At 71.5% G+C, this 24,265-nt stretch carries 19 protein-coding genes; 10 read left to right on the top strand and 9 right to left on the bottom strand.

The annotated features are described in order from the left end of the window. Positions 1-83 precede the first annotated feature (83 nt). The 3 genes from C4U44_RS24755 to C4U44_RS24765 all read left to right on the top strand — a co-directional run bounded on the left by C4U44_RS24755 (position 84) and on the right by C4U44_RS24765 (position 3,083). Positions 84-566 (top strand): hypothetical protein, encoded by a 483-nt coding sequence (locus C4U44_RS24755; RefSeq protein ID WP_103888193.1) that lies wholly within the window; start codon positions 84-86, stop codon positions 564-566. A gap of 181 nt (positions 567-747) precedes the next feature. Beyond that, on the top strand, positions 748-1,461 hold the full coding sequence (locus tag C4U44_RS24760) for a class F sortase (RefSeq protein ID WP_103888194.1): 714 nt from the start codon (positions 748-750) through the stop codon (positions 1,459-1,461). A 152-nt stretch (positions 1,462-1,613) separates the two neighbouring features. Then, a complete protein-coding gene (locus C4U44_RS24765; RefSeq protein ID WP_103888195.1) occupies positions 1,614-3,083 on the top strand; it encodes a glycoside hydrolase family 18 protein in 1,470 nt (489 codons plus the stop codon). A gap of 102 nt (positions 3,084-3,185) precedes the next feature. Here the strand turns inward: C4U44_RS24765 and C4U44_RS24770 are convergent, their stop codons facing one another. The 4 genes from C4U44_RS24770 to C4U44_RS24785 form a co-directional block, all read right to left on the bottom strand. After that, a complete protein-coding gene (locus tag C4U44_RS24770) occupies positions 3,186-4,658 on the bottom strand; it encodes a GH1 family beta-glucosidase (protein ID WP_103888196.1) in 1,473 nt (490 codons plus the stop codon). Between the two features lie 82 nt (positions 4,659-4,740). Then, positions 4,741-5,661, bottom strand: coding sequence for a carbohydrate ABC transporter permease (locus C4U44_RS24775; protein WP_103888197.1), 921 nt, complete (start codon positions 5,659-5,661; stop codon positions 4,741-4,743). 2 nt (positions 5,662-5,663) lie between these two features. Then, positions 5,664-6,671, bottom strand: a complete 1,008-nt coding sequence (locus C4U44_RS24780) for a carbohydrate ABC transporter permease (RefSeq protein WP_103888198.1) — start codon at positions 6,669-6,671, stop codon at positions 5,664-5,666. A 166-nt stretch (positions 6,672-6,837) separates the two neighbouring features. Next, on the bottom strand, positions 6,838-8,169 hold the full coding sequence (locus tag C4U44_RS24785) for an ABC transporter substrate-binding protein (protein ID WP_103888199.1): 1,332 nt from the start codon (positions 8,167-8,169) through the stop codon (positions 6,838-6,840). Between the two features lie 361 nt (positions 8,170-8,530). On the opposite strand from C4U44_RS24785, the gene C4U44_RS24790 reads away from it, so the two are divergent. Further along, positions 8,531-9,592: a LacI family DNA-binding transcriptional regulator gene (locus C4U44_RS24790; protein WP_103888297.1), complete on the top strand. Its 1,062-nt coding sequence runs from the start codon at positions 8,531-8,533 to the stop codon at positions 9,590-9,592. A 420-nt stretch (positions 9,593-10,012) separates the two neighbouring features. Here the strand turns inward: C4U44_RS24790 and C4U44_RS24795 are convergent, their stop codons facing one another. Further along, positions 10,013-10,915 (bottom strand): aldo/keto reductase, encoded by a 903-nt coding sequence (locus C4U44_RS24795; protein ID WP_200823385.1) that lies wholly within the window; start codon positions 10,913-10,915, stop codon positions 10,013-10,015. A gap of 118 nt (positions 10,916-11,033) precedes the next feature. On the opposite strand from C4U44_RS24795, the gene C4U44_RS24800 reads away from it, so the two are divergent. Beyond that, positions 11,034-11,600 (top strand): TetR/AcrR family transcriptional regulator, encoded by a 567-nt coding sequence (locus tag C4U44_RS24800; RefSeq protein WP_235032322.1) that lies wholly within the window; start codon positions 11,034-11,036, stop codon positions 11,598-11,600. A gap of 46 nt (positions 11,601-11,646) precedes the next feature. Further along, on the top strand, positions 11,647-12,183 hold the full coding sequence (locus tag C4U44_RS24805; protein ID WP_103888201.1) for an RBBP9/YdeN family alpha/beta hydrolase: 537 nt from the start codon (positions 11,647-11,649) through the stop codon (positions 12,181-12,183). A gap of 21 nt (positions 12,184-12,204) precedes the next feature. Here the strand turns inward: C4U44_RS24805 and C4U44_RS24810 are convergent, their stop codons facing one another. From C4U44_RS24810 to C4U44_RS24820, 3 genes are all read right to left on the bottom strand, one after another. After that, entirely contained in the window at positions 12,205-12,909 is a 705-nt protein-coding gene (locus C4U44_RS24810) for a hypothetical protein (protein WP_146088330.1), read from the bottom strand. A 134-nt stretch (positions 12,910-13,043) separates the two neighbouring features. After that, the gene (locus tag C4U44_RS24815; protein ID WP_103888203.1) at positions 13,044-13,709 is read right to left on the bottom strand and encodes a tetratricopeptide repeat protein; all 666 of its coding nucleotides are present in this window, start codon (positions 13,707-13,709) and stop codon (positions 13,044-13,046) included. Positions 13,710-13,966: 257 nt separating this feature from the next. Further along, a complete protein-coding gene (locus C4U44_RS24820; protein WP_103888204.1) occupies positions 13,967-15,769 on the bottom strand; it encodes a discoidin domain-containing protein in 1,803 nt (600 codons plus the stop codon). A 380-nt stretch (positions 15,770-16,149) separates the two neighbouring features. Between C4U44_RS24820 and C4U44_RS24825 the strand changes: the two genes are divergently transcribed. From C4U44_RS24825 to C4U44_RS24835, 3 genes are read left to right on the top strand one after another with little or no spacing between them, the layout of a single operon-like run. After that, positions 16,150-16,692: a PadR family transcriptional regulator gene (locus C4U44_RS24825; RefSeq protein WP_103888205.1), complete on the top strand. Its 543-nt coding sequence runs from the start codon at positions 16,150-16,152 to the stop codon at positions 16,690-16,692. Then, complete coding sequence (locus C4U44_RS24830) at positions 16,689-17,546, top strand: ABC transporter ATP-binding protein (protein ID WP_103888206.1); 858 nt, start codon at positions 16,689-16,691, stop codon at positions 17,544-17,546. The genes C4U44_RS24825 and C4U44_RS24830 overlap by 4 nt, the downstream gene beginning before the upstream one ends. Then, the gene (locus C4U44_RS24835; RefSeq protein ID WP_103888207.1) at positions 17,546-19,321 is read left to right on the top strand and encodes an FtsX-like permease family protein; all 1,776 of its coding nucleotides are present in this window, start codon (positions 17,546-17,548) and stop codon (positions 19,319-19,321) included. Before C4U44_RS24830 ends, C4U44_RS24835 begins: the two co-directional genes overlap by 1 nt. 100 nt (positions 19,322-19,421) lie before the next feature. Here C4U44_RS24835 and C4U44_RS24840 read toward each other — a convergent pair whose 3' ends face one another. Further along, a complete protein-coding gene (locus C4U44_RS24840; protein ID WP_103888208.1) occupies positions 19,422-20,921 on the bottom strand; it encodes a cellulose binding domain-containing protein in 1,500 nt (499 codons plus the stop codon). Between the two features lie 358 nt (positions 20,922-21,279). Between C4U44_RS24840 and C4U44_RS24845 the strand changes: the two genes are divergently transcribed. Continuing rightward, positions 21,280-24,204, top strand: a complete 2,925-nt coding sequence (locus C4U44_RS24845) for a glycoside hydrolase family 48 protein (protein WP_103888209.1) — start codon at positions 21,280-21,282, stop codon at positions 24,202-24,204. Positions 24,205-24,265 lie beyond the last annotated feature (61 nt).

Genomic DNA, 24,265 nt, shown 5'->3' on the forward strand with positions numbered 1-24,265 from the left:
CTGACGGTGATCGTGTCGTCCTCGCGCTTGTCGGGCTGACAGGAAGTCAGCCGGCGTATGTCGACGACGGAAGGATCGTCCCCATGCGTACTGCCCGCACCCTCGTGGCCGGAGCCGCACTCACCGCCTGCCTCGCCCTCGCCGCGCCGGCCGCCCACGCCGCGGGTGCCGTCAACATCTACGACCCGAGCGGCCAGGGCTCGTCGTCGTCCTCCTCGAACTCCTCCTCGAACTCCTCGTCGAACTCTTCCTCCAACTCCTCCTCGGACTCCACCGGCAAGTCCTCGCACTCCTCCGACAGCGGCAGCTCGCAGGGCTGGAGCGGCCAGGGCTCGGACAGCAGCCAGGGTTCGGACAGCAGCCAGGGCTCGGACAGCGGTCAGAGCTCGGACGGCGGCCAGTGGCACAAGCCGCACGGTGGCATGCACACCGGTGGCGGCGGCATGTCGCTGTCCGGCGGCAGCAGCCTGGCGGCCGGTTCGGTGCTGCTGCTCGGCGGCCTGGGCGCGGGCGCGCTCGTGCTGCGTCGTCGTCGCGTGACGGCCGGGGCCGGCGCCCTCGCCTGAACGTTCCCTCCGATCGGCTGATCACCGGGCCGAATGGCGTGGCCACCGCTGCGGTACGGCGGTGGCCACGCCTCCCCCGTCCGGCCCCCGTTCCGCCCCCGGTGCACCCCCCGGGGGAGTGCCCCGCCCCGTCCCCGGGCCCGCCGCCGTATCCCCGCAGGCCGTAGAAAGGCAGCACCGTATGACCACGCACCCCCCGCAGGACGACTCCCGGCCGGCGGACGCGGCGCCGCCGGCGCGGGACGGCGGCTCCGGCGCCCTGCGCTGGGCCACCGCGGCGACGCTGATCGGCGCCTTCCTGGTCTTCCACTCGCTCGACGCCTCCAGCGACGAGACCGCCGTCGGGGCGCCGACGCCCCCGCCCGCCGCCACCGCGGCCGCCGCGCCGTCGGCCGATCCCGTGGTGACGATGCATCCCATCCCGGGGCTGCCGCGTTCCGAGCCGACGAAGATCTCCATCCCGACCATCGGGGTGAACGCCCCCTTCACCCCGCTGTCGATGGACTCCTCGGGCGTCCTGCAGCCGCCGCCCGACACGAACCGGAACCTGGCGGGCTGGTACAAGGACGGCGTCACGCCCGGCCAGCTCGGCAACGCCATCGTGGCCGGCCACGTCGACACCACGACCGGCCCCGCGGTCTTCTACCTGCTCTCCTACCTCAAGAAGGGCGACCCGATCGACATCACCCGCTCGGACGGCACCATCGCGTCCTTCAAGGTCGACGAGGTGAACACCTTCTCGAAGGGGAACTTCCCCGACCAGCGGGTCTACGGCGACACCCCCGACGCGGAGCTGCGGATCATCACCTGCGGCGGCACCTTCGACCGCAAGAAGCGCGACTACGAGTCCAACGTGGTGGCCTTCGCGCACCTGGCCTCCTCACGGAATGCCTGAGGCCGATCCCGCGGCCGATCGTTAAGCCGCCCCTTCCGCTTCCTTAAGCCCGCCCTAAGAACCCGGCCGACCGTCCTGAACTGGGTTTTTGTCCGGTCCGTGCCCGCTAGCGTGCTGCCCGCCCCCACCTCCCGAGTGCAAGGCAGGCAGCCATGGCACCCTCCACCCACCGCCGGCGTCCCGGCCGCAAGGCGCAGGTCCTCTGCGCGATCACCGCGGCGGCGGCCGTCGCCGGCGGCGCGTTCGCCCTCGCCGGATCCGCGAGCGCCGCGACCGTCGCGGCGACGTACACCAGGACCAGCGACTGGAGCACCGGCTACACCGGCCAGTACGAGATCAGCAACTCCAGCGGCAGCCCGCTCGACGGCTGGACGCTCACCTTCCAGTTGCCGGCCGGTACGACCATCGGCTCGCTGTGGAACGGCACGTACACCGTCTCCGGGCAGACGGTGAAGGTCACCCCCGAGAGCTGGGACAGCACGCTGGCGTCCGGCGCGAAGGCCGACATCGGGTTCACCGCGAACACCACGAGCGCGGCGGGCGCCGCCACGCCGACCGGCTGCACCGTCAACGGCGCCAAGTGCTCCGTCGACGACGCCCCCACCGCCTCCCCGACCGGGCGCCCGACCGACACCGCGACCCCGACCCAGACCGCCACCGCCACCGCCACCCCGACCCCGACCGCCACCGGCGGCTCCGGCGGCGGGGCCGGCTCCGGCTCGACGGCCTCCGGCGGGTTCGCCCCCTACGTCGACACCTCGCTCTACCCGGCCTACGACCTGACGGGCGCGATGAAGGCCGACGGGGTGAAGCAGTTCAACCTCGCCTTCGTCGTCTCCGGCGGCGGCTGCACCCCCAAGTGGGGCGGCGTCACCGACCTCGGCAGCGACGCGGTGGCCGCGCAGATCGGAGCGGTACGCGCGGCCGGCGGCGATGTCCGCGTCTCGTTCGGCGGCGCGAACGGCACCGAACTCGCCTCCGCGTGCTCCTCCGCGAGCGACCTCGCGGCGGCGTACGGCAAGGTCGTCGACCAGTACAAGCTCACCAAGGTCGACTTCGACGTCGAGGGCGGCGCGCTGACCGACACCGCGGCCAACACCCGCAGGGCGCAGGCGATCGCGCAGCTGCAGCAGAGCCACAGCGGCCTGGAGGTCTCCTACACGCTGCCCGCGATGCCGACCGGGCTCACCCAGGACGGCATCGACCTGCTGGCCGGCGCGAAGAGCAACGGGGTCGCCGTCCACGCCGTCAACATCATGGCGATGGACTACGGCGCCTCCTTCAGCGGTGACATGGGCCAGTACGCCATCGACGCCGCCACGGCCACCCAGTCCCAGGTCAAGAGCGTGCTGGGGCTGTCCGACGCCGCGGCCTGGCACGCGGTGGCCGTCACGCCGATGATCGGCGTCAACGACGTGAGCAGCGAGACCTTCACCGTCGCCGACGCGGGTGCGCTCGCGGACTTCGCCACGTCCAAGGGACTGGCGTGGCTGTCCATGTGGTCCGCCACCCGCGACAAGCAGTGCCCGGGCGGCGCGCAGACCTACGCCGACGCCGGCTGCAGCTCCGTCACCCAGTCCGACGGGGCCTTCTCCAAGGCGCTGGACGCCTTCACCGGCTGATCCACCGGCCGTCCTCCTGACCCACCCCCACGGGACAGGAAAGCGGCGGGCTCCGGTCGTCGCGCACCCTCGTTCGCGGCGGCCGGAGCCCTTTTCGTTCCCTCAGGACCGCCCGGCCTCCTCCGGGAGGTCCGGAAGGACGTTGTCGCGCGCCACCGAGGCGTACCAGTGGGCGCTCTGCTTGGGGATGCGCCGCTGGGTGCCGAAGTCGACGTACACGGCGCCGAAGCGCTTGCTGTAGCCGTAGGACCACTCGAAGTTGTCCAGCAGGGACCACAGGAAGTAGCCGCGGACGTCGGCGCCGTCGGCCAGTGCGCGGTGCACCGCGCCGAGGTGGCCGCGCAGGTAGGCGATGCGCTTCGGGTCGTTGACCGAGCCCTCGGGGGAGACGTAGTCGTCGTAGGCGGCACCGTTCTCGGTGACCATCGTCGCCAGGTCGGGGTGCTCGTGGTGGATGCGCATCAGCAGGTCGTACAGGCCGTTGGCGTCCACCGACCAGCGCATCGCCGTGGTCTCGCCGGGGGCGAGGTGGAAGGCCACGTGCTCGGAGCCGGGCCACGGCGAGTAGTCGCTCGCGCCGTGGCCGTCGTTGCGCGCCAGGTCCGTGCCGCCACGGCCGTCGGAGACCAGCGTCGGCGTGTAGTAGTTGATGCCGAGCAGGTCGATCGGGCGGGAGATCTCCTCCAGGTCGCCCGGCTTCACCAGCGCGTCCCAGTCGACCAGGTGGCCGGTGTCGGCGAGCAGGTCCTCCGGGTAGCCGTCGCCGAGGATCGGGCCGAGGAAGACCCGGTTGCCGACGGCGTCGATCCGGCGGGCGGCGTCCAGGTCCTCGGCGGACTGGCTGTAGGCGCGCACCTGGTGCAGGTTGAGGGTGATCGAGGTCTGCGCGGTAGCGGGGAGAACGGAGCGCAGAACCCCGATCGCCCGTCCATGGGCGAGGTTGAGGTGGTGCGCGGCCTTCAGGGCCGACTCCGGCTCGGTACGGCCGGGCGCGTGCACCCCCGAGCCGTAGCCGAGGAACGCCGAGCACCACGGCTCGTTGAGGGTGGTCCAGTACGGCACCCGGTCGCCGAGCGCCTGACCCATGATCTCGGCGTACTCCGCGAACCGCTCGGGCGTCTCGCGCACCGTCCAGCCGCCGGAGTCCTCCAACTCCTGCGGCAGGTCCCAGTGGTAGAGCGTGGCGACCGGGGTGATGCCCTTGTCCAGCAGCTCGTCCACCAGCCGCCGGTAGAAGTCGAGGCCGCGCTGGATTGCCGGGCCGCGGCCGGTGGGCTGCACCCGCGACCAGGACACGGAGAACCGGTACGCGCCCAGGTTGAGGTCGCGCATCAGCCCGACGTCGTCCCGGAAGCGGTGGTAGTGGTCGGCCGCGATGTCCCCGGTGTCCCCGTTGAGGACCCGGCCGGGGGTGTGGCTGAAGGTGTCCCAGATCGACGGGGTACGGCCGTCCTCGGCCGCGGCGCCCTCGATCTGGTAGGCGGCGGTGGCCGCCCCCCAGACGAAACCGGGGGGGAATCGGAGTGCGGCCGGGCTCGCCGCGACCTCAGCACTCTCTGAACGGACTGCTGTCATAACGGGGGACTCCAGGGAATCAGGGGTCGTCGGGGGAGGTGGAGGGCGCGGGCGTCGGCGGCCGCGGAAGGGGGCGGTCGCTTCAGTTCTTGATCGCACCGGCGGTGATCCCGCCGACGATCTGCCGGCCGAGGACCGCGAAGACCAGCAGCAGCGGCAGGGTCGCGACCAGCGCCCCGCACACCACCACGGCCTGGTTGATCGTGTGGTCGCCCGAACCGAGCCCCTGCAGCGCGACCTGCACCGTCGGGTTCTGCTGGTTCAGCGCGATGAACGGCCAGAAGAAGTCGTTCCAGGACTGGACGAAGACGAGCATGCCGAGCACGGCCATGCCCGGCCGGGCGATCGGGAACACCACGTGCCAGATGATCCGCAGGCTGTGCGCCCCGTCCACCCGCGCCGCCTCGACCAGTTCGACCGGCAGGGCCTCGGAGAGGAACTGCCGCATGAAGAACACGCCGAACGCGGCCACCAGCGACGGCAGGATCACCGACTGGATGTGGCCGACCCAGCCCACCTTCGTGATGATCTGGTAGAGCGGGATCACGGTGAGCTGCGGCGGGATCGTCATCGTCGCCACCACGAGGGTCAGCAGCGCGTTGCGGCCGCGGAACTCCAGCTTGGCGAAGGCGAATCCGGCGAGCGTCGCGAACAGCACGGTGCTCACGGCCACGCAGGTCGCCACGATGGTGGAGTTGATCAGGGCCTTGGTCATGTCGACCTGGTTCCACACGATCTTCAGGTTCTCCACCAGATGGCTGCCGGGCAGCAGCGGCGTCGGCGGAGTGACCAGTTCGGTGCCGGTCCGCGAGGCGGCCACCACCGTCCAGTACAGCGGGAACAGCGAGACCAGCGTGGCGAAGATCAGCACGGCGTACGTGATCCAGCCGGCCCTCTGCTGCCCGCCCGCGGCGCCCGCGCGCCGCCAGCGGCGGGCGGCACGCGGGCTCATGCCGGAGTGCCGGGGCCCGGCCGACGGGATCTGCTGGGTGAGTTGTGCCATCGTCAGCTCCCAAGCTTCCGGCGGTTGCTGCGCAGGACGAGGAGCTGCACCGCGCCGATGAGCAGCAGGATCAGCAGCATCACCCAGGCCACGGCGGACGCCTGGCCCAGCTCGCCGACCTGCCAGCCCTTGTCGTACATGTAGAGGCTGAGGGTCTGGTACTGGTGGTCGGAGCCGCCGGAGACCCCCACGTTGCCGCCGAAGATCAGCGGTTCACCGAAGAGCTGGGTGGCGCCGATGGTGGAGACGATGATCGTGAAGAAGATCGTCGGTCGGATCGACGGGACCGTCACGCTGATGAACTGCCGCCAGCGCGAGGCGCCGTCGAGGGCGGCCGCCTCGTAGAGGTCGCCGGGCACGGCCTGCATCGCGGCCAGGTAGATCAGCGCGTTGTAGCCGGTCCAGCGCCACGTCACGATCGAGGAGATCGCTATCTGCGCCGGCCACTTGGACGACGACCACTGCACGTTCCCGATCCCGACGTGACCGAGGAGCTGGTTGATCAGCCCGTAGTCGGGGTTGAAGAGCTGGATGAAGACCAGGGTGGCGGCCGCGATCGAGGTCGCGTACGGCGCCAGGATCGCGACGCGGAAGAACCCGCGTGCCCGCATGTGGTAGTTGAGCAGGTGGGCCAGGCCGATCGCCATCGCCAGCTGCGGCACCGTGGAGATCACTCCGAGGGTGAAGGTGTTGCGCAGCGCAGTCCAGAAGAAGCTGTTGTTCCACAGGTCGGTGTAGTTCTGCAGGCCCACCCACTTGGCGTGCGTGCCCAGTTCCACCTGGTGGAAGGAGAGCCAGCCGGTGTAGATCAGCGGGAAGAGGCCGAACGCGGCGAAGCAGAGGAAGAAGGGCGCGATGTACGCGTACGGCGACGCCTTGGTGTCCAGCCGGTACGCCTTGGCGCGCCAGCCGCCGGGCGGGCCGGGATCACCGCTCTTGCGGTTCGTGCTGGGGTCGGTCCGGGACGGTCGGGGGCTGCCGTCGGACGTCGCCCTGACGGAGGTGGCCACGAGTGGCGTCCTTCCGGTAGGGGATCAGCGGGAGTGAGGGGGCCTGGAGGGGGCAAAGCGGGCGGGGGAGCGCCCGCGAGAAGCCGGGGAGGGCGGAGGGGCGGCGGCCGGACGGGCCGCCCGGCAGGTGGGAGTCACTGCCGGGCGGCCCCGAACGGGCCGGGCGTCAGCCGCCGAGCTGGTCCTTGACCGTTGCCTGGACCTTCTTCCAGGCCGCGTCCTTGGACGTGCCCTTCTGCTCCATGAGGAGCAGGCCGTTCTTCGTGATGATGTCCTTCACGGTGCTGTCGTTCGGACCGATCGGAGCCGGCTGGATGTTGTGCGCCGTGTCCGAGAAGATCTTGCCGACCGGGGTGCCCGGGAAGAAGTCGTTCGTGGTGTTCGCGACCGCCGGGTCGTCCAGACCGGCCTTCACCGACGGGATGTTGCCGAACTTCTGGAAGACCTTGACCTCCTGCGCGGGTGCGGTCAGCCACTGCGCCAGCGCCTCGGCCTCGGCGGTGTGCTTGCCCGACTTCGGGACACCGAGGAACGAACCGCCCCAGTTACCGGCCTGCGGCGGCGCGGCGATGTCCCAGTTGCCCTTGTTGGCGGCACCGGAGTCCGAGGCGACCTGGCCGATCATCCAGCTCGGGCAGGCCACGGTGGCGAACTTGTTGGTCTTGAACGCCGAGGTCCAGCTGGTGTCGAACTGCTGCAGCTTGGCGGTCAGGCCGTCCTGCACCGCTTCCGCGGACAGGTTCCAGGCGGTCTGCACACCGGGGCTGGAGTCGTAGACCAGCTTGCCGCTCGGGTCGGTGTACTGCGTGGTCTGGCTGGACAGCACCGCGTTGAACAGGCCGCCGGCTGAGTCGGTGAAGGCCACGCCCTTGGGGGCCTGCGCCTGGAACTTCTTGCCGGTGTCCACGAACTTCTGCCAGTCGCCCGCCCACAGCGCCGCGACCGCGTTCCGGTCGGTCGGCAGCCCCGCGGCCTTGAACATGTCCTTGCGGTAGCAGATCGCGGTCGGGCCGACGTCCGTGCCCACACCGATGATCTTGCCGTCGGTGGTGGTGGCTTCCTTCTCCTTGTAGTCCAGCCAGTCGCTCGCGTTAAAGCCCTTGACCGACTTGAAGTCCACGAACTTGTTCGCGTACTGCGGCTGGGTCGCGTTCGCCACGAAGCCGATCTCGATCGCCTGGATGTCGTCGAGGCCGCTGTTCTGGTTCAGGTGCAGCTTCAGCGAGTTCCAGTAGACCTGGCTGTCGGAGACGTTGTCTTCCTTGATGGTGATGTTCGGGTGCAGCTTGTGGTACTCGGCGAAGAGTTTGGCGCCCGTCTTGTCGTCGTAGCCGAACGCGCCGTAGTCACCGATGCGGAGGGTGATCTTCTCGTTGGACGAGCTCCCCTTGCTGTCGTCCTTGCTGTTGCTGCTGCAACCGGTGATCAGGGTCGCGCAGGCTGCGAGACCCGCGACCGCGATGACGGCGGCCTTGCGGGTTCTGCCGGAAGTGCGCATTCCACTCTCCTTGTCAGGGTGGGTCGTGCGGATGCGGTGGTGCGTGCGAAGCAGGTGATACGTGCGATGCGGTGGTGCTGTCCCCGGGTGATCCTGAGGCGTGATTGTGGGAGCGCTCCCACTAGGCTTGCCGGAACACTCACGCCTGGGAGGGGTCAGTGTCAAGAGATGAAGTCGATTTCGTTGCCGGAACGTGTCCGGGACGGACAGGCGGTCACTTCTTGAACGGATGGCGTCGAACGGGCATCGCCGGAGGCCGGTGCGGGTGCGGGTCGTATGGGAGCGCTCTCACGGGGTGCTCCTCAGCGGATGGACGTCGCGCTAAGGTGGCGCGCAATGAACACAGGAGGCTCCAGTGGCCATGAACGGGCGGCACAGCGGTCGGCCCACCCTTGAGGAGGTGGCCGTGCGCGCGGGGGTGGGGCGGGGCACGGTCTCCCGGGTGATCAACGGCTCGCCGAGGGTCAGCGATCGGGCGAAGGCGGCGGTGGAGGCGGCGATCGCGGAACTCGGCTACGTGCCGAACCGGGCGGCCCGGGCGCTGGCCGGAAACCGTACGGACGCCATCGCGCTGGTCATTCCCGAGCCGGAGACGCGGCTGTTCGCGGAGCCCTACTTCTCGGACATCATTCGCGGGATCGGCGCCGAACTCGCCGACACCGATATGCAGTTGCTGCTCACCTTGATCCGTACGCCGAAGGAGCGGGCACGGTTCGGGCAGTACCTCGCGGCGCATCGGGTGGACGGGGTGCTGCTGGTCTCCGTGCACGAGGACGACCCGCTGCCGGACCTGCTGGAGCAGCTCGAGATGCCGGCGGTGCTGAACGGGCGGCGGTCGGACCTGGAGTCGGTGTCCTATGTCGACGCCGACAACGTCGGTGGGGCGCGGGCGGCCGTCGCGCATCTCATCGACCGGGGGCGCCGGCGGGTGGCGACGATCACGGGGCCGCTGGACATGTACGTGGCGCGGGCGCGGCTGGACGGGTACCGGCAGGCGATGGCGGATGCGGGGTTGGGCGGGGGCGCGGCCGGTGGGGGTGCGACCGGTGGTTCCGGTGCGGGTGAAGAGCTCATCGCCGCGGGGGACTTCACGGAGGAAGGGGGGCGGCGGGCCATGCGGGAGTTGCTGGCGCGGCGGCCGGATGTGGACGGGGTGTTCGCGGCGTCGGATGTGATGGCGGCCGGGGCGCGGGCGGTGCTGAGGGAGGAGGGGCGGAGGGTGCCGGGGGATGTGGCGCTGGTGGGGTTCGAGGATTCGGCGATCGCGCGGCATATGGATCCGGCGTTGACGTCGGTGCGGCAGCCGACGGAGGAGATGGGGAGGACGATGGCGCGGGTGCTGCTGGAGGAGATTGCGGAGCGGGCGGCTGTGCGGCGGCATGTGGTGCTGGCGACGGAGTTGGTGCAGCGCGAGTCTGTGTGAAGTAGGTGTGGCGCGGGGTGCGTGTGCGGGGCGGGGGCGCGTGTGGGTGCGTGTGCGGCGGGGGGAGTGCAGGGTCGCGTGCGCGGCGGGGGCGGGGTTCGAGATCGCATATTTAGGGCGCGTCAACGTGGTTCGTTGAGCTGGGCCTCTTCTCCGCGCCACAAATATGCGGAACATCTCGAACCCCACCCCCACCACGCCCGCTCCGCTCTTCCCAGGGGAGGCGCTGGGGGTGAGGGTGCGCTGGGGTGGGTGGGTGGGTGGGTGGGGGTGCGATGGGGGCTGAGGGTGCGCTGGGGTGGTGGGGGTGGGGTGAGGGTGCGCTGGGTTTGACGGTGCGGTGGGGGGTGGGATCCGGGGGTGGGGCGCTTCGTTGGGTCTGGGTTGTGGGTTGTGGGGGTGGTCCGGGGTTCTGTGGGGTCAGGTGAGGGTGGTCAGGGTGGTGAGGGTTTCTGCTGGGAGGTGGAGGGTGGCGGCGGCGAGGTTGTCGAGGAGGTGGGACGGGTTGGTGGTGCCGGGGATGAGGAGGGTGTGGGGGTAGGTGGCGAGGAGCCAGGCGAGGCCGACCTGGGCGGGGGTGGTGGAGAGGGTGGTGGCGGTGTGGATGACGGTGGGGTGGGCGGTGACTTTGGGGTTGTTGGGGAAGGCAGAGCCGAGGGGGCAGAAGGGGACCCAGGGGATGGAGTGGGTGCGGCAGAGGTCGAGGACGGGTTCGCTGGTGCGGTCGAGGAGGCTGTAGGAGTTCTGGACGCAGGCGATGCCGGCCGGGAGGGCCTGGCGGAGCTGGTCGGCGCTGACGTTGCTGAGGCCGATGCCGGCGATCTTGCCCTCGTCGCGGAGGGCGGCGAGTTCGGCGAGCTGGCTGTCGAGGTCGACGACCTGGTCGCCCTCGGCGATGATGCCGGGCGGGCTGTCGACGCGGCGCAGGTTGACCACGTCGATGCGGTCGATGCCGAGGCCGGTGAGGTTGGCCTCGACGCCGGCCCGGAGTTGTTCGGGGCGCTGGGCGGCGACGAGGCCGGCCCGGTCGTCGTGTTCCGCGCCGATCTTGGTGACGAGGACGAGGTCGTCGGGGTAGGGCGCGAGGGTGTCGCGGATCAGCTGGTTGCAGCGGCCGGCGTTGTAGAACTGCGCGGTGTCGATGTGGTTGACGCCGTGCTCGACGGCGGTGCGCAGGACCGCGGCGGCGCGGTCGGGATCGGCGCCGGCGAGGCCGTGGCCGCCGGTGAGCTGCATCGCGCCCAGGCCGACGCGGGCGACAGGGCGGCCCGCGAGGGTGGTCGTGGCGCCGGAGGCCTGCGGGGTGCTTGCGGGAGTGGTCATCGAGAGCGGTTCCGTTCGTCGTTGGCGTAGCATGGCCGATACGGAGGTTCCTCCGTTTTCGAGGCTAGCATAAACGGAGGTTCCTCCGATTAATCGGGACGGCGACGAGGTGAAGACGGTGCGCGCGGACGCGCGGCGGAACCGGGAACGGCTGGTCGAAGCGGCGCGTCAGGCGTTCGCCGAGCAGGGGGAGAAGACCACCCTGGAGGCGGTCGCGCGCTCGGCGGGGGTGGGCATCGGCACCCTCTACCGGCACTTCCCCACCCGGGAGGCCGTGATCGAGGCGGTCTACCGGGCCGAGCTGGCCCGGCTGTGCGAGAGCGCGGCGGAACTGCTGGAGGGGCAGCCGGCGGACCGCGCGCTGCGGGACTGGATGGACCGGTTCGCCGACTACATGGCCACCAAGCGGGAGATGGCCGACGTGCTGCGGGTCGTCATCTCCTCGGGCGCGGTGACCAGTTCGCAGGTGCGCGAGGAGATGGCGGTCGCGGTGCGGGCGCTGCTCGACGCGGGAGCCGCGGACGGCACGCTTCGCGAGGACGTGAGCGCGCCGGACGTGGTCGCCGGTACGGTGGGCGCGTTCCTCGCCTGCGGGCCGGAGCGGCGCGAGCAGGTCGGGCGGTTGCTGGATCTGCTGGTGGACGGGCTGCGGCGCGGCGGGGGGACGGGATCGGCCGGGGGGTGACACGGCCGCCGGAGCGCGAGGGCGCCGGATGCGAGGAGGAGCGGTCGTGGGGAAGAACGCGGTGGTCTTTCACGGGACGGGGGGACGTCCCGACGTCTGCTGGTACCCCTGGCTGGGGCGGCGGCTGACCGAGCGGGGGTACGCGGTGGAGATCCCGCACTACCCGGGGCTGAACGTGGAGCCGGTCGAGGACTTCCTGCCGAAGGTGCTGGCCGCGCACCGGTTCGACGAACAGACCGTGCTGGTCGGGCACTCCGGCGGCGCCGCGCTGCTGCTCGCGCTGCTGGAGCACCTCGAGGTGCGGGTGGCGCAGGCGGTGCTGGTCGCGGGGTACTCGACACCGCCCAACAGTTACGAGGAGCCGGTGCTCCAGAAGGCGTACGACTGGGCCGCGATCCGCTCGCACGTTCGGGACTTGTACGTCATCAACTCCCGGCAGGACCCCTACGGGTGCGACGACCGGCAGGGCCGCGCGATCTTCGAGCGGCTGGGCGGCACCCAGATTGTCCGGGACGACGGGCACTTCGGGGACTACGACCAGCCGTACGACACCTTCCCGTTGCTGGACCGCCTGATCGACTGACCGTCGGCCCCGGCCGGGTGCTCAGTGGGCGGACACCTCGGTGCGGACGGTGTCCGCGCGGGTGGCGAACGCGGTGAGGTCGACCGCGCCGGGGGACGAGGCGAGGTGGCCGTAGTCGGTCTCGGCGACGGCGGCGACGGTGCGGGAGTCGGCCCAGGCGCACATCGGGAGGTAGGCGGGTGTGGCGCCGGTGGCCGTGGACTTGACGACCTCGCAGGTGAGCGGGGCGCCGGCGCCGTGCGGGGTCAGAGTGCGCGCGGGCACGGCGACGGAGCCCTCGCCGCTGTCCTGCATCCAGGTCAGCAGGCCGGTGACGGCGCGGGCCGGGTCGTCGACGGTGCCGTAGCCGCCGTCGAAGTCGAGCAGGTCGTGGCGCGCGCTGTCGGGAGTCCTGCGGTAGGAGCCGCTGACGCCGGTCATCGCGTGCATGCCGGGGGCCTCGCGCTCGGAGTCGAGGCCGCCGTCGCTGTCGCTGCTGGTGTCGCGGGTCAGGGTGTAGCGGCCGTGGTCGAGCGAGCGGGGCACCGACAGGCGGGGCCGGCTGCCGGACGCCCGCACGTCGTGCACCGCGACGACGGCGACGACCACCGCCCCGACGGCCGCGACCACGATCAGGCCCCTGGTCCTGGCGGCGGTTCGGCGGGCGGCGCGTGGCCGCGGCTGCGGTCCTCCGGCATCGTCGGCCGGCTGGTCCGGCCGGCGGGCCTCTTCGTCAGGCGTGCTCATGCGTGCGTCCCCCGAGGCTGGTGTCGTGCGGCCGCCCCAGCATGCGCGCTCGCCCGCCGGGGCGTGCCACCGGGGTCGCCGCGGGCACCCGTCAACCGCCCGCCCCGCGGCGCATGCCGCCGCAGCGCCCGTGGCTACCCCATCGACTCCCGGGCGCCCGCTATCCAAGCCAGGACTCCGTGCGCACCGCACTCCTCCGCGGTCATCCGCGCCTCCTCCATCAACCGCAGGGCCGCCTCGCGGTCACCGTCGACCTGCCAGGTGAACTGGCCCAGCGACAGCTTCGCCGCCGCTACTCCCGGGAGGAAACCCAACTCCTCCCGCAGCCGCACCGATTCGGTGTACCGCCCGCGCGCCTCGTCCATCCGCCCGGCCGCCTCCGCCGCGAACGCCAGGTGCCGGGTCGCGTACGACAGGGTCAGCCGGTCGCCGACCGCGTCGGCCAGGTCGTACGCCTGCCGGAAGCACGGCACCGCCTCGTCGTACGCCTCCCGCACCACCTGGTGCCACGTGCCCAGCCAGAACAGCGCCTCGCCCTCGCCGCGCATGTCCTCGACCCTGCGGTACAGCGCCACCGCCCGCTCGAACAGCTCTCCTTCGCGCCCTTCGTCCACCTCCTTCCGCTCCGCCAGGTAGTGCGCGTGCAGCGCCTTGCCGCGCGCCAGTGCCAGATCCGCCTCCAGCCCGTCCAGCACCCGCTCGGCCCGCGCGGGCGCCGCCCGGTCCCCGCCGAACACCGCTGATTCGTACAACTGCTCGGCCTGCCGCAGCCGTTCCCCGTCGCCCGTGAGATCACTCATACGGCTCACCCTAGTGACGCGGTGGCCGGGTCCGGGCACCGTCGCCGGGACGAAAACACCGCCGGGGGCGGGCCGGGCACGCGTGGATTCGCGTGTCCGGCCCGCCCCCGGCGGTTCCTGTGGGGGGATCGGGAAACGGCTCTCGGGGTGGGTACCGGATCTGCCGGGGAGTACGGTCCGCACGGCCGGGTTCGGCGTGGGGGGCCGTGCGGACCGCAGGGAACCCGCGGCGGGGGAGACCGTGGTCGGGGGCGGGGTCAGAAACCGACCGCGACCTCCATCCACTGCGGGTCCTGCATCGAGGTGTACGCCGCCTGGCCGCCGACGTCGTCGTACGGGAAGCCGTAGGCCAGCCCGTTGATCGCGTGGTCGTGCCAGAACTTGGCGTACCAGTTGGCCGGGTCGCCCGAGTAGAACTTCGTCGGGTCCTGCTGCTGGTCGGCCGGGAGGGTGGCGGTGTGCCGGTTGAGCGCGGCGCACGTGGTCGGGTCGCCGGCGAGCGAGCCGGCGCAGCCGAAGATGTCCGAGGTGGCCGCGTTCACCCCCACCGACTGGGCGTAGGAGGTGAAGTAGTTCGCGTTCGCACCGCCGGCGCGGAAGCTCGGGTCGCTGCCCGGGGCGATGATCCGGTACGGCGCCTGCGTCTGCGCGAGCACCTTGAACTGCTGCGGCACCGCGTTCTGGAACTCCTGGAACACCTGGTCCCGGCTGGTGGTGAACAGGTCCTGGGCGTCACCGAGTTGGACGTCCTGGCCGGAGTGCGAGTGCAGCCGGATGGCCAGCGGCAGCGCCCAGGCGTCGACCCGGGTGGTGTTGCCGTTGAAGGCGTCCGGGCCGATGGTGAACTCGATGAAGTCGTTGTACTGGCTGTTCGGCGAGCCGACGTAGAAGTACATCCGGCCCGAGGAGTTCGCCGGCATGTCGAAGTACGGCTGCTCGGCGATCGAGTGCTCCTGGCCGTCGAAGCTCCAGTACACCTGGCTGTCGGGATACGCACCGTTGGTGCGGTTGAGTATCGCGACCTCCATCACGTTGTTCGCGGCCGGGATCGAACCGGTGTCGCCCCAGAAGGAGTCGTCACCGCCCGTGGGGGGAGGGCTGGTGGGCGGGGTCGAGCCCGCGGCCAGGTGCACCGAGAACTCCCACAGCGACACGCCGTACGCCGTGGCGCGCGCGGTGGTGTACACCCGCACGTAGCGCCCGGTGCCGGTGACGTTGAGAGTCTGGATGCCCCCGGTGCCGGTCGTCGTGGAGTACACGGTGGTCCAGTTGGTGGCGTCGTCCGAGACCTGGATCTGGTACGCGGTGGCGTACGCGGTCTCCCAGTTCAGGCCGACGCTGCAGATCGGCTCCGAGGCGCCGAGGTCCACCCGCAGCCACTGCGGGTCGCTGAACGCGCTGGACCAGCGGGTGCCGGTGTCGCCGTCGACCGCCGCCGAGGCGGGGGTGCCGGCGTTCTCGGTGGAGGAGGCCGCGGCCGTCCGGCCCTGGGCCGCGTTGTCCGTGGCGCACGCGGAGGGCTGGCCGCCGGTGCCGCCGTAGACCTGGAACTCCCAGAGCGAGTAGCCGTACTGCGTGGCGCGCACGCTGCCGTACATGCGGACGTAACGGCCGGAACCGTTTACGGACAGCGTCTGGTTGCCACCGGTGCCCGTGGTGGTGGAGTAGACGTCGGTCCAGTCGGCGCCGTTGGTCGAGGTCTGGATCTTGAAGGACTTGGCGTACGCCGTCTCCCAGTTGAGGGTCACCTGGCTGATCGTCTGGTTGCTGCCCAGGTCGACCTGGAGCCACTGGGGATCGGCCGCGGCACTGGACCAGCGGGTGCCGGTGTTGCCGTCGACCGCCGCGGAGGCGGGGGTGCCGGCGTTCTCGGTGGACGAGGCGGTGGCGGGCTTGCCCTGCGAGAGCAGCGTCCCGGCCGCGCGGGCCGGCGACTGCGTGCTGACGACGAGGGCGAGGCCCGCCGTCAGCGCGAGCAGGAGGGCAAGGATCAGGTACGGCCGGGATCTGTCGCGCGGTCCGGGCCGTGGCCGCACCAACAGCGAAGTGCTGCCTGACATGTGGTATCTCCTCAACCGGGTGGGGGTCCGTGACGGAGGCCCGGGGGAGCGCGGGTGAGAGCGCTCTCTCTGGCGAGGTGATGTTTACAAGCCCCGTACATCGGCGTCAATAAGTTGTTCAATACTGGCCTGTTGGGCACCCTCCCCGTTTCGAGTCCCGAACGGACAACCCGCTGTTCACGCGGGAACGGACGGACAATCCGGACATCCGCCGTGGAGAGTTGAGGGACCGGGCCGGGATTTCCCCGTCCGCGCGGAGCGGACCTCTGACGTCGCCCGTGTGCCGCCGCAACAGGTCGTCAAGTGCGCTTCCCCGCAACGAGTTTGACGTGTCATTGGCTAACCGCTATCTATTGGCGGGTCGTGAAGGAGGGCGGTCCGTGCAGGACGTGGTGCTGGCGCTGCTGGTCAAGGAGCCGTCGCACGGCTACGAGCTGCGGCAGCGGTTGGCCGCGGCGCTCGGGCCGTTGGGGGAGTCGCTGAACGCCGGGCAGGTGTACGTGACGCTCACCCGGCTGGAGAAGGCCGGGCTGGTGGTCGCCGAGCGGGAGGACGTGCCGGTGCGCGGTCCGCGCCGCAAGGTGTACGCGCTGACCGCGGCCGGGCAGGAGCGGGTGGCCGCGTGGATGGCCGAGGGCGCCGGGCCGCGGCCGGACGTGACGGAGTTCCACCTGAAGCTGGTGGCCGCCGCGGAGTCGGGTGCCGCCGATCCGCTCGCGCTCGTGGACGCGCGGCGGCGCGAGCTGATGCGCACGCTCGCCGAGACCCAGCGTGCCGCCCTCGACCACGGCGCACACGCGCGGGCCGGGCTGCTGCTGGAGGGGATCTCCCTCCGATTGCAGGCGGATCTGCGCTGGTTGGAGGCGTGCGAGCGGACCTGGTCCGGGCGCGCCCGGCGTGGGGAAGGCGGAGGAGCCGGATGATCAGGGGCGGGTTCGCTCGCGGAAACGGGCAGGCGGCGACCGCGCGGACGGCAGCCGGGCCGGCGCTCCGGACGGTCGGAGTGTCGCGGCGGTACGGGGAGGAGGCGGGCGCGGTCTGGGCCGTCGACCGGCTCGACCTCGATGTTCCCGCCGGCCAGACGCTGGCGGTGACCGGGCCGAGCGGCTGCGGCAAGTCGACCCTGCTGCAGTTGCTGGGCGGCCTCGACCGGCCCACCGAGGGCGAGGTGTGGCTGGGCGGACGGCGCATCGACGGGCTCGGCGAGCGGGCGCTGGCCAGGCTGCGGCGCCGCGCGGTGGGGTTCGTCTTCCAGGCGTACCACCTGATGCACGAGTTGAGCGCGGCGCAGAACGTGGAACTGCCCGCGCTGCTGGCCGGAGCGTCCCCGCGCACGGCCCGGGCGCGCGCCGCGGAACTCCTCGACCGGGTCGGACTCGCCGATCGCGCGCGCCACCTTCCCTCGGAGCTGTCGGGCGGGCAGCGGCAGCGGGTGGCCGTCGCGCGTGCGCTGGTGAACGAGCCGCTGGTCGTCCTCGCGGACGAGCCGACCGGGAACCTGGACAGCGCGGCCACGTACGACATCCTGCGGCTCTTCGGCGAGTTGCGCGCCGCGGGCCAGACCCTGGTCGTGGTCACCCACGACGAGCGGGTCGCCGCCACCGCGGACCGGGTCGTCTCCCTGCGGGACGGGGCGCTGGCCGACGACATCCGGCTGGACGGCCACGGGACCGGGCTCGCGGGCGAAGGGTCCGACGACGGGAGCGGACGTCCGGGCCCGGGTCACGACGACGGTGGCGGCTCGGGGCTCGGCGCGATGCTGGCCTGGGAGGACTGATGGCGGGCCACCTGCTCCTGATGTGGCGCCTGCTCGCGCACGACGTGCGCCGCCGCCCCGCCGAGGCCGTCATGTTCCTGGTCGCGGTCGGCGTGGCCATGGCCAGCCTGACGCTGGGGACCGCGGCCGGTGATGCCGTGGCGACGGGGTACGCCACGACCCGCGCGGCCACCGCGGGCCCCGACGTGATGTCCTCGACCACCGACCCGGATCCGGCCCGCCTCGCCTCGCGGCTCGCGCGCCTGCCCGGGGTGATCGCGACCGGTGGTCCGTTCTTCGCGTTCGACACGACGATCGCGGTGCACGGCAGCTCCGCGCACGCAGGCGTCGAAGGGCGCGACAGCGCGCGGTCGGCCGTGGACCGCCCGCTGGTGACCTCGGGCAGCTGGGTGCGGCCCGGCGGGGTGGTGGTCGAGCGGGGCTTCGCGAAGTCGCTCGACGTGCACCTCGGCGACCGTGTGACGATCGGCGGGCGCCGCTATCCCGTCGTCGGCACCGCGATCAGCGCGGCCACCGAGGTCTACCCGTGGGGCGATCCGGCGCAGATCGGGCCGGCCGACTTCGGCGGCGTGGTCTGGCTGACCGCCGCCGACGCCCACGCGGCGGCCGGTGACGCGCCCGCCGTCCACCTGATCTACCTGAAGCTGTCCGACCCCGCCTCGGCGTGGCGGTTCGGCAGGTCCGCGGCCGCGCGGTCCCTGCGGACCGACGACTGGCTCACGTACCACACCTGGCAGAACGCCCTCCAGACCGACCGCGCCATGATCGAGGACACCCGCCCGGCGCTGGTGGTCGGCGGGTGGCTGCTGGCGGTCGCGGCGACCGTCACACTGGTGGCCCTGGCCACGGTGCGGGCCGCACGGGACAACCGGCGTGCCGCGCTGCTCAGGGCGGTCGGCGCGGGACCGGGCACCGTGCTGGTCGTCCTGCTGGTCCCGCACCTGCTGCTGACGGTGTTCGCGACGGCGCTGGGGCTGGCGGTCGGGACGCTCGCCGCGCCGCGCCTGGTCGATCCGAGTGCGGGGATGCTCGACGCCGTCGGCGCCCCGGGTGCCGGGACCGTCGGCGCGGCGTTCTTCCTCGCGCTCGTGGTCGCACTGGCCGGAGTGATCGGCCCGGCCCTGCGCACCCTGCGCACCGGCACCGTCGACGCGCTGGCCGACCCGGCCCACCTGCTCACCCACCACCCGCACCTGAACGCGGTGACCGCCTACCTGCCCATGCCCCTGCTGCTCGGCATCCGCCTGCTCGCCCGCAGGCCCGGCCGTGCCGCCCTGGCCTGCGCCGGCACCGCCGCGACCACCGTCATGGTCACCGCGCTGCTGACCTGGCACACCGAACTCGACCGCGTTCCCGCCTACCGCCGCTACGGCCCCGTCGAGGTGCGGACCGACCGGACCGGGCAGGTGCTGCTCGCCGTCACCCTCGCCCTGGTCGCCCTGTCGGTGCTCAACGCCCTCCTGATGGGCTGGGGTTCGGCGGTGCAGGCCCGCCGCTCGCTGACCATCGCCCGCACGCTGGGCGCCACGCCGGGCCAGGTCGTCACCGCGCTGTGCGTCGCGCAACTCCTGCCCGCGCTGCCCGGGGTGGCCGCGGGGATCCCCGCCGGGCTCGGCCTGTACTGGCTGTTCGGCACGCAGACCACGCCGCCCGCGACGTGGCTGCTCACCGCCGGCGCCGCCACGCTGCTGGCCGTCGCCGCGCTGACCGCCCTGCCCGCGTGGGCCCACACCCGCCGCTCGGCGGGCGGCGTCCTCACCGCTGAACCCGCCTGACCGGCCGGGTCGAGCGGTCAGGCGGGTCAAGAGGCGGCCCCGTACACGCCATCCATGTACGGGACCGCCCCGTCCTCGGGGGTACGGCGGGCCGGCCGGTTCAGCCGAGCGCCGCCAGGTGGTCCTTCAGACCCTGACCGTACGCGGTCGGGGTTCCGTCGTAGGAGGAGATCAGCGACGGACCGGAGGAGCAGTCCCAGGTGTTCCAGGTCCACCCCAGGTACGACAGCTTGTGCGCGTCCAGCCAGTTCATGAAGGTGTCGACGAAGGAGTGGGCGCAGGTGTTCTCGCCGATCTCGCCCGCCACCAGCGGCACCTTAGCGGCCACCGGAGCCAGCTGGGAGTCCCAGCATGACTGGTTGGCACAGGAGTTGAAGTTGTAGACGTGCAGCGAGGCGGCGAGATCGCCGGTCGGGTCGGTCGGCTCGTGGGCGAGCCAGCCGGTCTCGTCGTTGGAGTACGCCAGGCCGCCGAGCGTGATCACGTTCTGGGCCCCGGTGCCGCGGACCGCGTCGACCAGGTCCTGCATGCCCGCCACCTGGTACCCGATGCCCGGGCAGGTGCCGCCGTCCCGCCAGCAGGTCCACGCCTGGTCGGCGCTGGAGGCGGCGCGGTCCGGGTAGGGCTCGTTGAACAGGTCGAAGACGACCGAGGTGTCGGACTTGAAGGTGTTCGCGACGCTCGTCCAGAACGGGATGGCGTACTGCGCGTCCGGCATCGGCTTCTGGCAGGTCGCGTTGACGTCCGAGCAGCCCGCCGAGTTGCCGGTGTACAGGCCGTGCGTCCAGTGCAGGTCGAGGATCGGGGTGATGCCGTGCGCGACCAGCCGGTTGACCCAGTCGGTGATCGCCGCGATGTAGTTGGCGCCCCCGTCGGCGGCCGGTACGTACGAAAGCCCCTCCCAGCAGTCCTCGTTGAGCGGGACGCGGACCGCGTTGACGCCCTTCCAGCTGGTGATCGCGTCGACCGCCGCGTCGTCGACCGGACCGTCGAAGATGCCGTTGCCCTGCGCGCAGGCGAACTCGGTGCCGGAGCGGTTCACGCCGTGCAGCACCACCTGCTTGCCGGTGGAGTCGACCAGTTCGTTGCCGGCGACGTGCAGTTTCGGCGGTGCGGGGTCGCCGGTGCCGCCGCCGGGCGGGCTGGTCGGGGGCGAGGTGGGCGGCGGGGTGGCGTCCCCGTTGCAGGTGGAGCCGTTGAGCTGGAAGGAGGTGGGACTCGGGTTGCCGCCCGACCAGCTGCCGAGGAACCCGGCCGTGAGGCTGCCGCCGGTGGGGATCGCGCCGTTGTACGACTCGGATGCCACGTTCACGGTCGTGCCGGACTGCGCGAACGTGCCGCCCCAGCCCTGGGTGACGTGCTGGCCGCCGGCGAAGTCGAAGGTGAGCTTCCAACTCGTGGTGGGCGCGGCGTTGTTGGTGATGACGATGTTGCCCTGGAAGCCGGTGTCCCACTGGTTGGTGACCGAGTAGGCGACCGAGCAGGCCGGGGTCGCGCCGGCGGCCGTGCCGGTGCCCAGGGCGGGCAGCAGCACGGCGGCCGCCGCCGCCGCGGTGACGGCGGCGACGGAGAGCGCCGCGGTACGCGTGGGTCGTCGCATGAGCGACTCCTGGAAAAATGTGGGGGGATGTGTGGGGGGTGGTGGTGCGGCGGTACGGGTGGTGCACACGCGGGGAAAGGTGTGGACGCGCTCCCACTGGTCCGCCGGAGACCCTAGCGGGTCGTCGTCCGTCCCGGTAGAGGTCGATTGCGGCGCGGGGGCGCGGAACGGCTGCCTTGATCGGCCTGAACCGGACGATTTTCGGGCGTAATCGAGACGCGCGGGGCCGGGAACATGCCGTTTCGGTCCGCCTCTTGACAGCACATCGTGGCGGCTCGATTGTGGGAGCGCTCCCACTGGTTCAGTTGCACTTCCCCCCACGTTCCCCCCACAACGAACCGCGAGGAGGACCTCTCGCATGCCCAGAGGAAGACCTTTCAAGCGGCGGCTGAGAAGGCTGGTGACGGCTCTCGCGGCCGCGCTGGCCGTTCCGCTCGCCATGACCGCGGCCGGCGGCACCCCCGCGCACGCCGCCGGCATCCAGTGCAGCGTCGACTACACGACGAACGACTGGGGCGGCGGGTTCACCGCCAATGCGAAGATCACCAACCTCGGTGACACGGCGATCAGCGGCTGGACGCTGACGTACTCCTACGCCGGCAACCAGACGCTGCAGAGCGGCTGGAACGGCGACTGGTCGCAGTCCGGCAAGAACGTGACTGTCAAGTCACTGGACTGGAACAAGACAATCGCGGCCGGCGGCAATGTCACCCCGAGCGCCAACTTCGGCTACAGCGGCACCAATACGGCGCCCACCGCCTTCGCGGTGAACGGCACCGTGTGCGGCGGCGCGCACCAGCCGCCGCTGCCGGTGCTGACCAGCCCGGCGGCCGGCGCCACGTACACCGCCGGCGCCGACATCCCGCTGGCGGCCACCGCCGTGGCCGCGGACGGCGCGACGATCAGCAAGGTCGAGTTCTACAGCGACGACGTCCTGCTGGGGACCGACACCACCGCGCCGTACACCTTCGACTGGCCCTCGCTCACGGCCGGGGACTACTCGGTGTACGCCAAGGCGTACGACAGCCTCGGCGCGAGCGGCGAGTCGACCCCGGTGGGCCTGCACGTGGTCGCCGGGCCGTCGATCGTGGCCACCCCGGCGCAGGTCTCCGTCCAGCAGGGCGGCACCGGCACCTTCGCGGTGCAGCTGTCCAGTGCTCCGACCTCTGCCGTGACGGTGGCGGTGGCGCGCACGGCCGGCAACACCGGCCTGAGCGTGAGTTCCGGCGCGAGCCTGACCTTCACGCCGTCGAACTGGAGCACCGCGCAGCACGTCACCCTGGCCGCCGACGCCGGCGGCACCGGGCAGGCGACCTTCACCGCGACGGCGGCCGGCTACCTCAAGGCCACCGTGACCGCGACGGAGATCGGCGCCACCAGCGACTACGACGCGCGGTTCCTGTCGCTCTACGGCAAGATCACCGACCCGGCGGACGGCTACTTCTCGCCGCAGGGGATTCCGTACCACTCGGTGGAGACCCTGATCGTGGAGGCGCCCGACTACGGCCACGAGACGACCTCCGAGGCGTACTCGTACATGATCTGGCTCCAGGCGATGTACGGCCAGGTCACCCAGGACTGGAGCAAGTTCAACGCGGCCTGGGCGACCATGGAGAAGTACATGATCCCCACGCACGCCGACCAGCCGACGAACAGCTTCTACAACGCCGCTTCGCCGGCCACGTACGCGCCCGAGCACGACCTGCCGTCCGACTACCCGTCGAAGCTCGACGGCAGCGTGCCGGTGGGCCAGGACCCGATCGCGGGCGAGCTGAAGTCCGCCTACGGCACGGACGACATCTACGGCATGCACTGGCTGGAGGACGTCGACAACGTCTACGGCTACGGTGACACGCCCGGTGGCGGCTGCGAGGCGGGCCCGACCGCCTCCGGCCCGTCCTACATCAACACCTTCCAGCGCGGCTCCCAGGAGTCGGTCTGGGAGACCGTGCCGCAACCGACCTGCGACGACTTCAAGTACGGCGGCAAGAACGGGTACCTGGACCTGTTCACCGGCGACTCCAGCTACTCCACGCAGTGGAAGTACACGGACGCGCCGGACGCCGACGCGCGGGCGATCCAGGCCGCCTACTGGGCGGACACCTGGGCGCAGGAGCAGGGCAAGGAGGCCGACGTGAAGGCCACCGTCGCCAAGGCCGGCGAGATGGGCGACTACCTGCGCTACTCCTTCTTCGACAAGTACTTCAAGAAGATCGGCAACTGCACGAGCCCCACCTCGTGCCCGGCCGGCAGCGGCAAGAACAGCGAGCACTACCTGCTGTCCTGGTACTACGCCTGGGGCGGTTCGACCGGCTCCGGCGGCGGCTGGGCCTGGCGGATCGGTGACGGCGCCTCGCACTTCGGCTACCAGAACCCGCTGGCGGCCTACGCGTTGACCACCGACCCCAACATGGCCCCCAAGTCGGCCACCGGCAAGCAGGACTGGACCACCAGCCTCGGCCGGCAGCTGGAGTTCTACCAGTGGCTCCAGTCCGACGAGGGCGCCATCGCCGGTGGTGCCACGAACAGTTGGGACGGCGCCTACGCGCAACCCCCGGCCGGCACGCCCACCTTCTACGGCATGGCGTACGACTGGGAGCCCGTCTACCACGACCCGCCGTCGAACCAGTGGTTCGGCATGCAGGCGTGGTCCATGGAGCGCGTCGCGGAGTACTACCAGCAGACCGGTGACGCCAGGGCCAAGGCCGTACTGGCCAAGTGGGTCGGCTGGGCGATGTCGCAGACCACGATCAAGGCGGACGGCACCTTCAGCATCCCGTCCGACCTCGCCTGGTCCGGCGCCCCCGACACATGGGACCCGAGCAAGCCGGGCAGCAATGCCGGCCTCCATGTGACGGTCACCTCCTACGGCAACGACCTGGGCGTCACCGCGGCCTACGCCAAGACGCTCGCCTACTACGCCGCCAAGTCCGGTGACACCGCCGCGCAGGCGGAGTCGAAGGCGCTGCTCGACGGCATGTGGAACAACTACCAGGACCCGCTGGGCATCGCGGCCCCGGAGACCCGCGCGGACTACTCGCGGTTCTCCGACCCGGTCTACGTCCCGTCCGGCTGGACGGGGACGATGCCGAACGGCGACAAGATCGACTCCAGCTCCACCTTCCTGGAGCTGCGGTCCTTCTACAAGAACGACCCCAACTGGTCGAAGGTGGCGGACTACCTGAACGGCGGCGCCGTGCCGACGTTCACCTACCACCGGTTCTGGGCGGAGGCGGACATCGCGATGGCGATGGGCACGTACGCCCTGCTCTTCGAGGAGTAGCGCGACACCGCGCCGCCGCACGAGTGCGGCGGCGCGGCACATGCCTCCGGGGGCGGGGGCG

This window comes from Actinacidiphila yanglinensis, from assembly GCF_900107965.1.
Lineage (GTDB): Bacteria > Actinomycetota > Actinomycetes > Streptomycetales > Streptomycetaceae > Actinacidiphila > Actinacidiphila yanglinensis.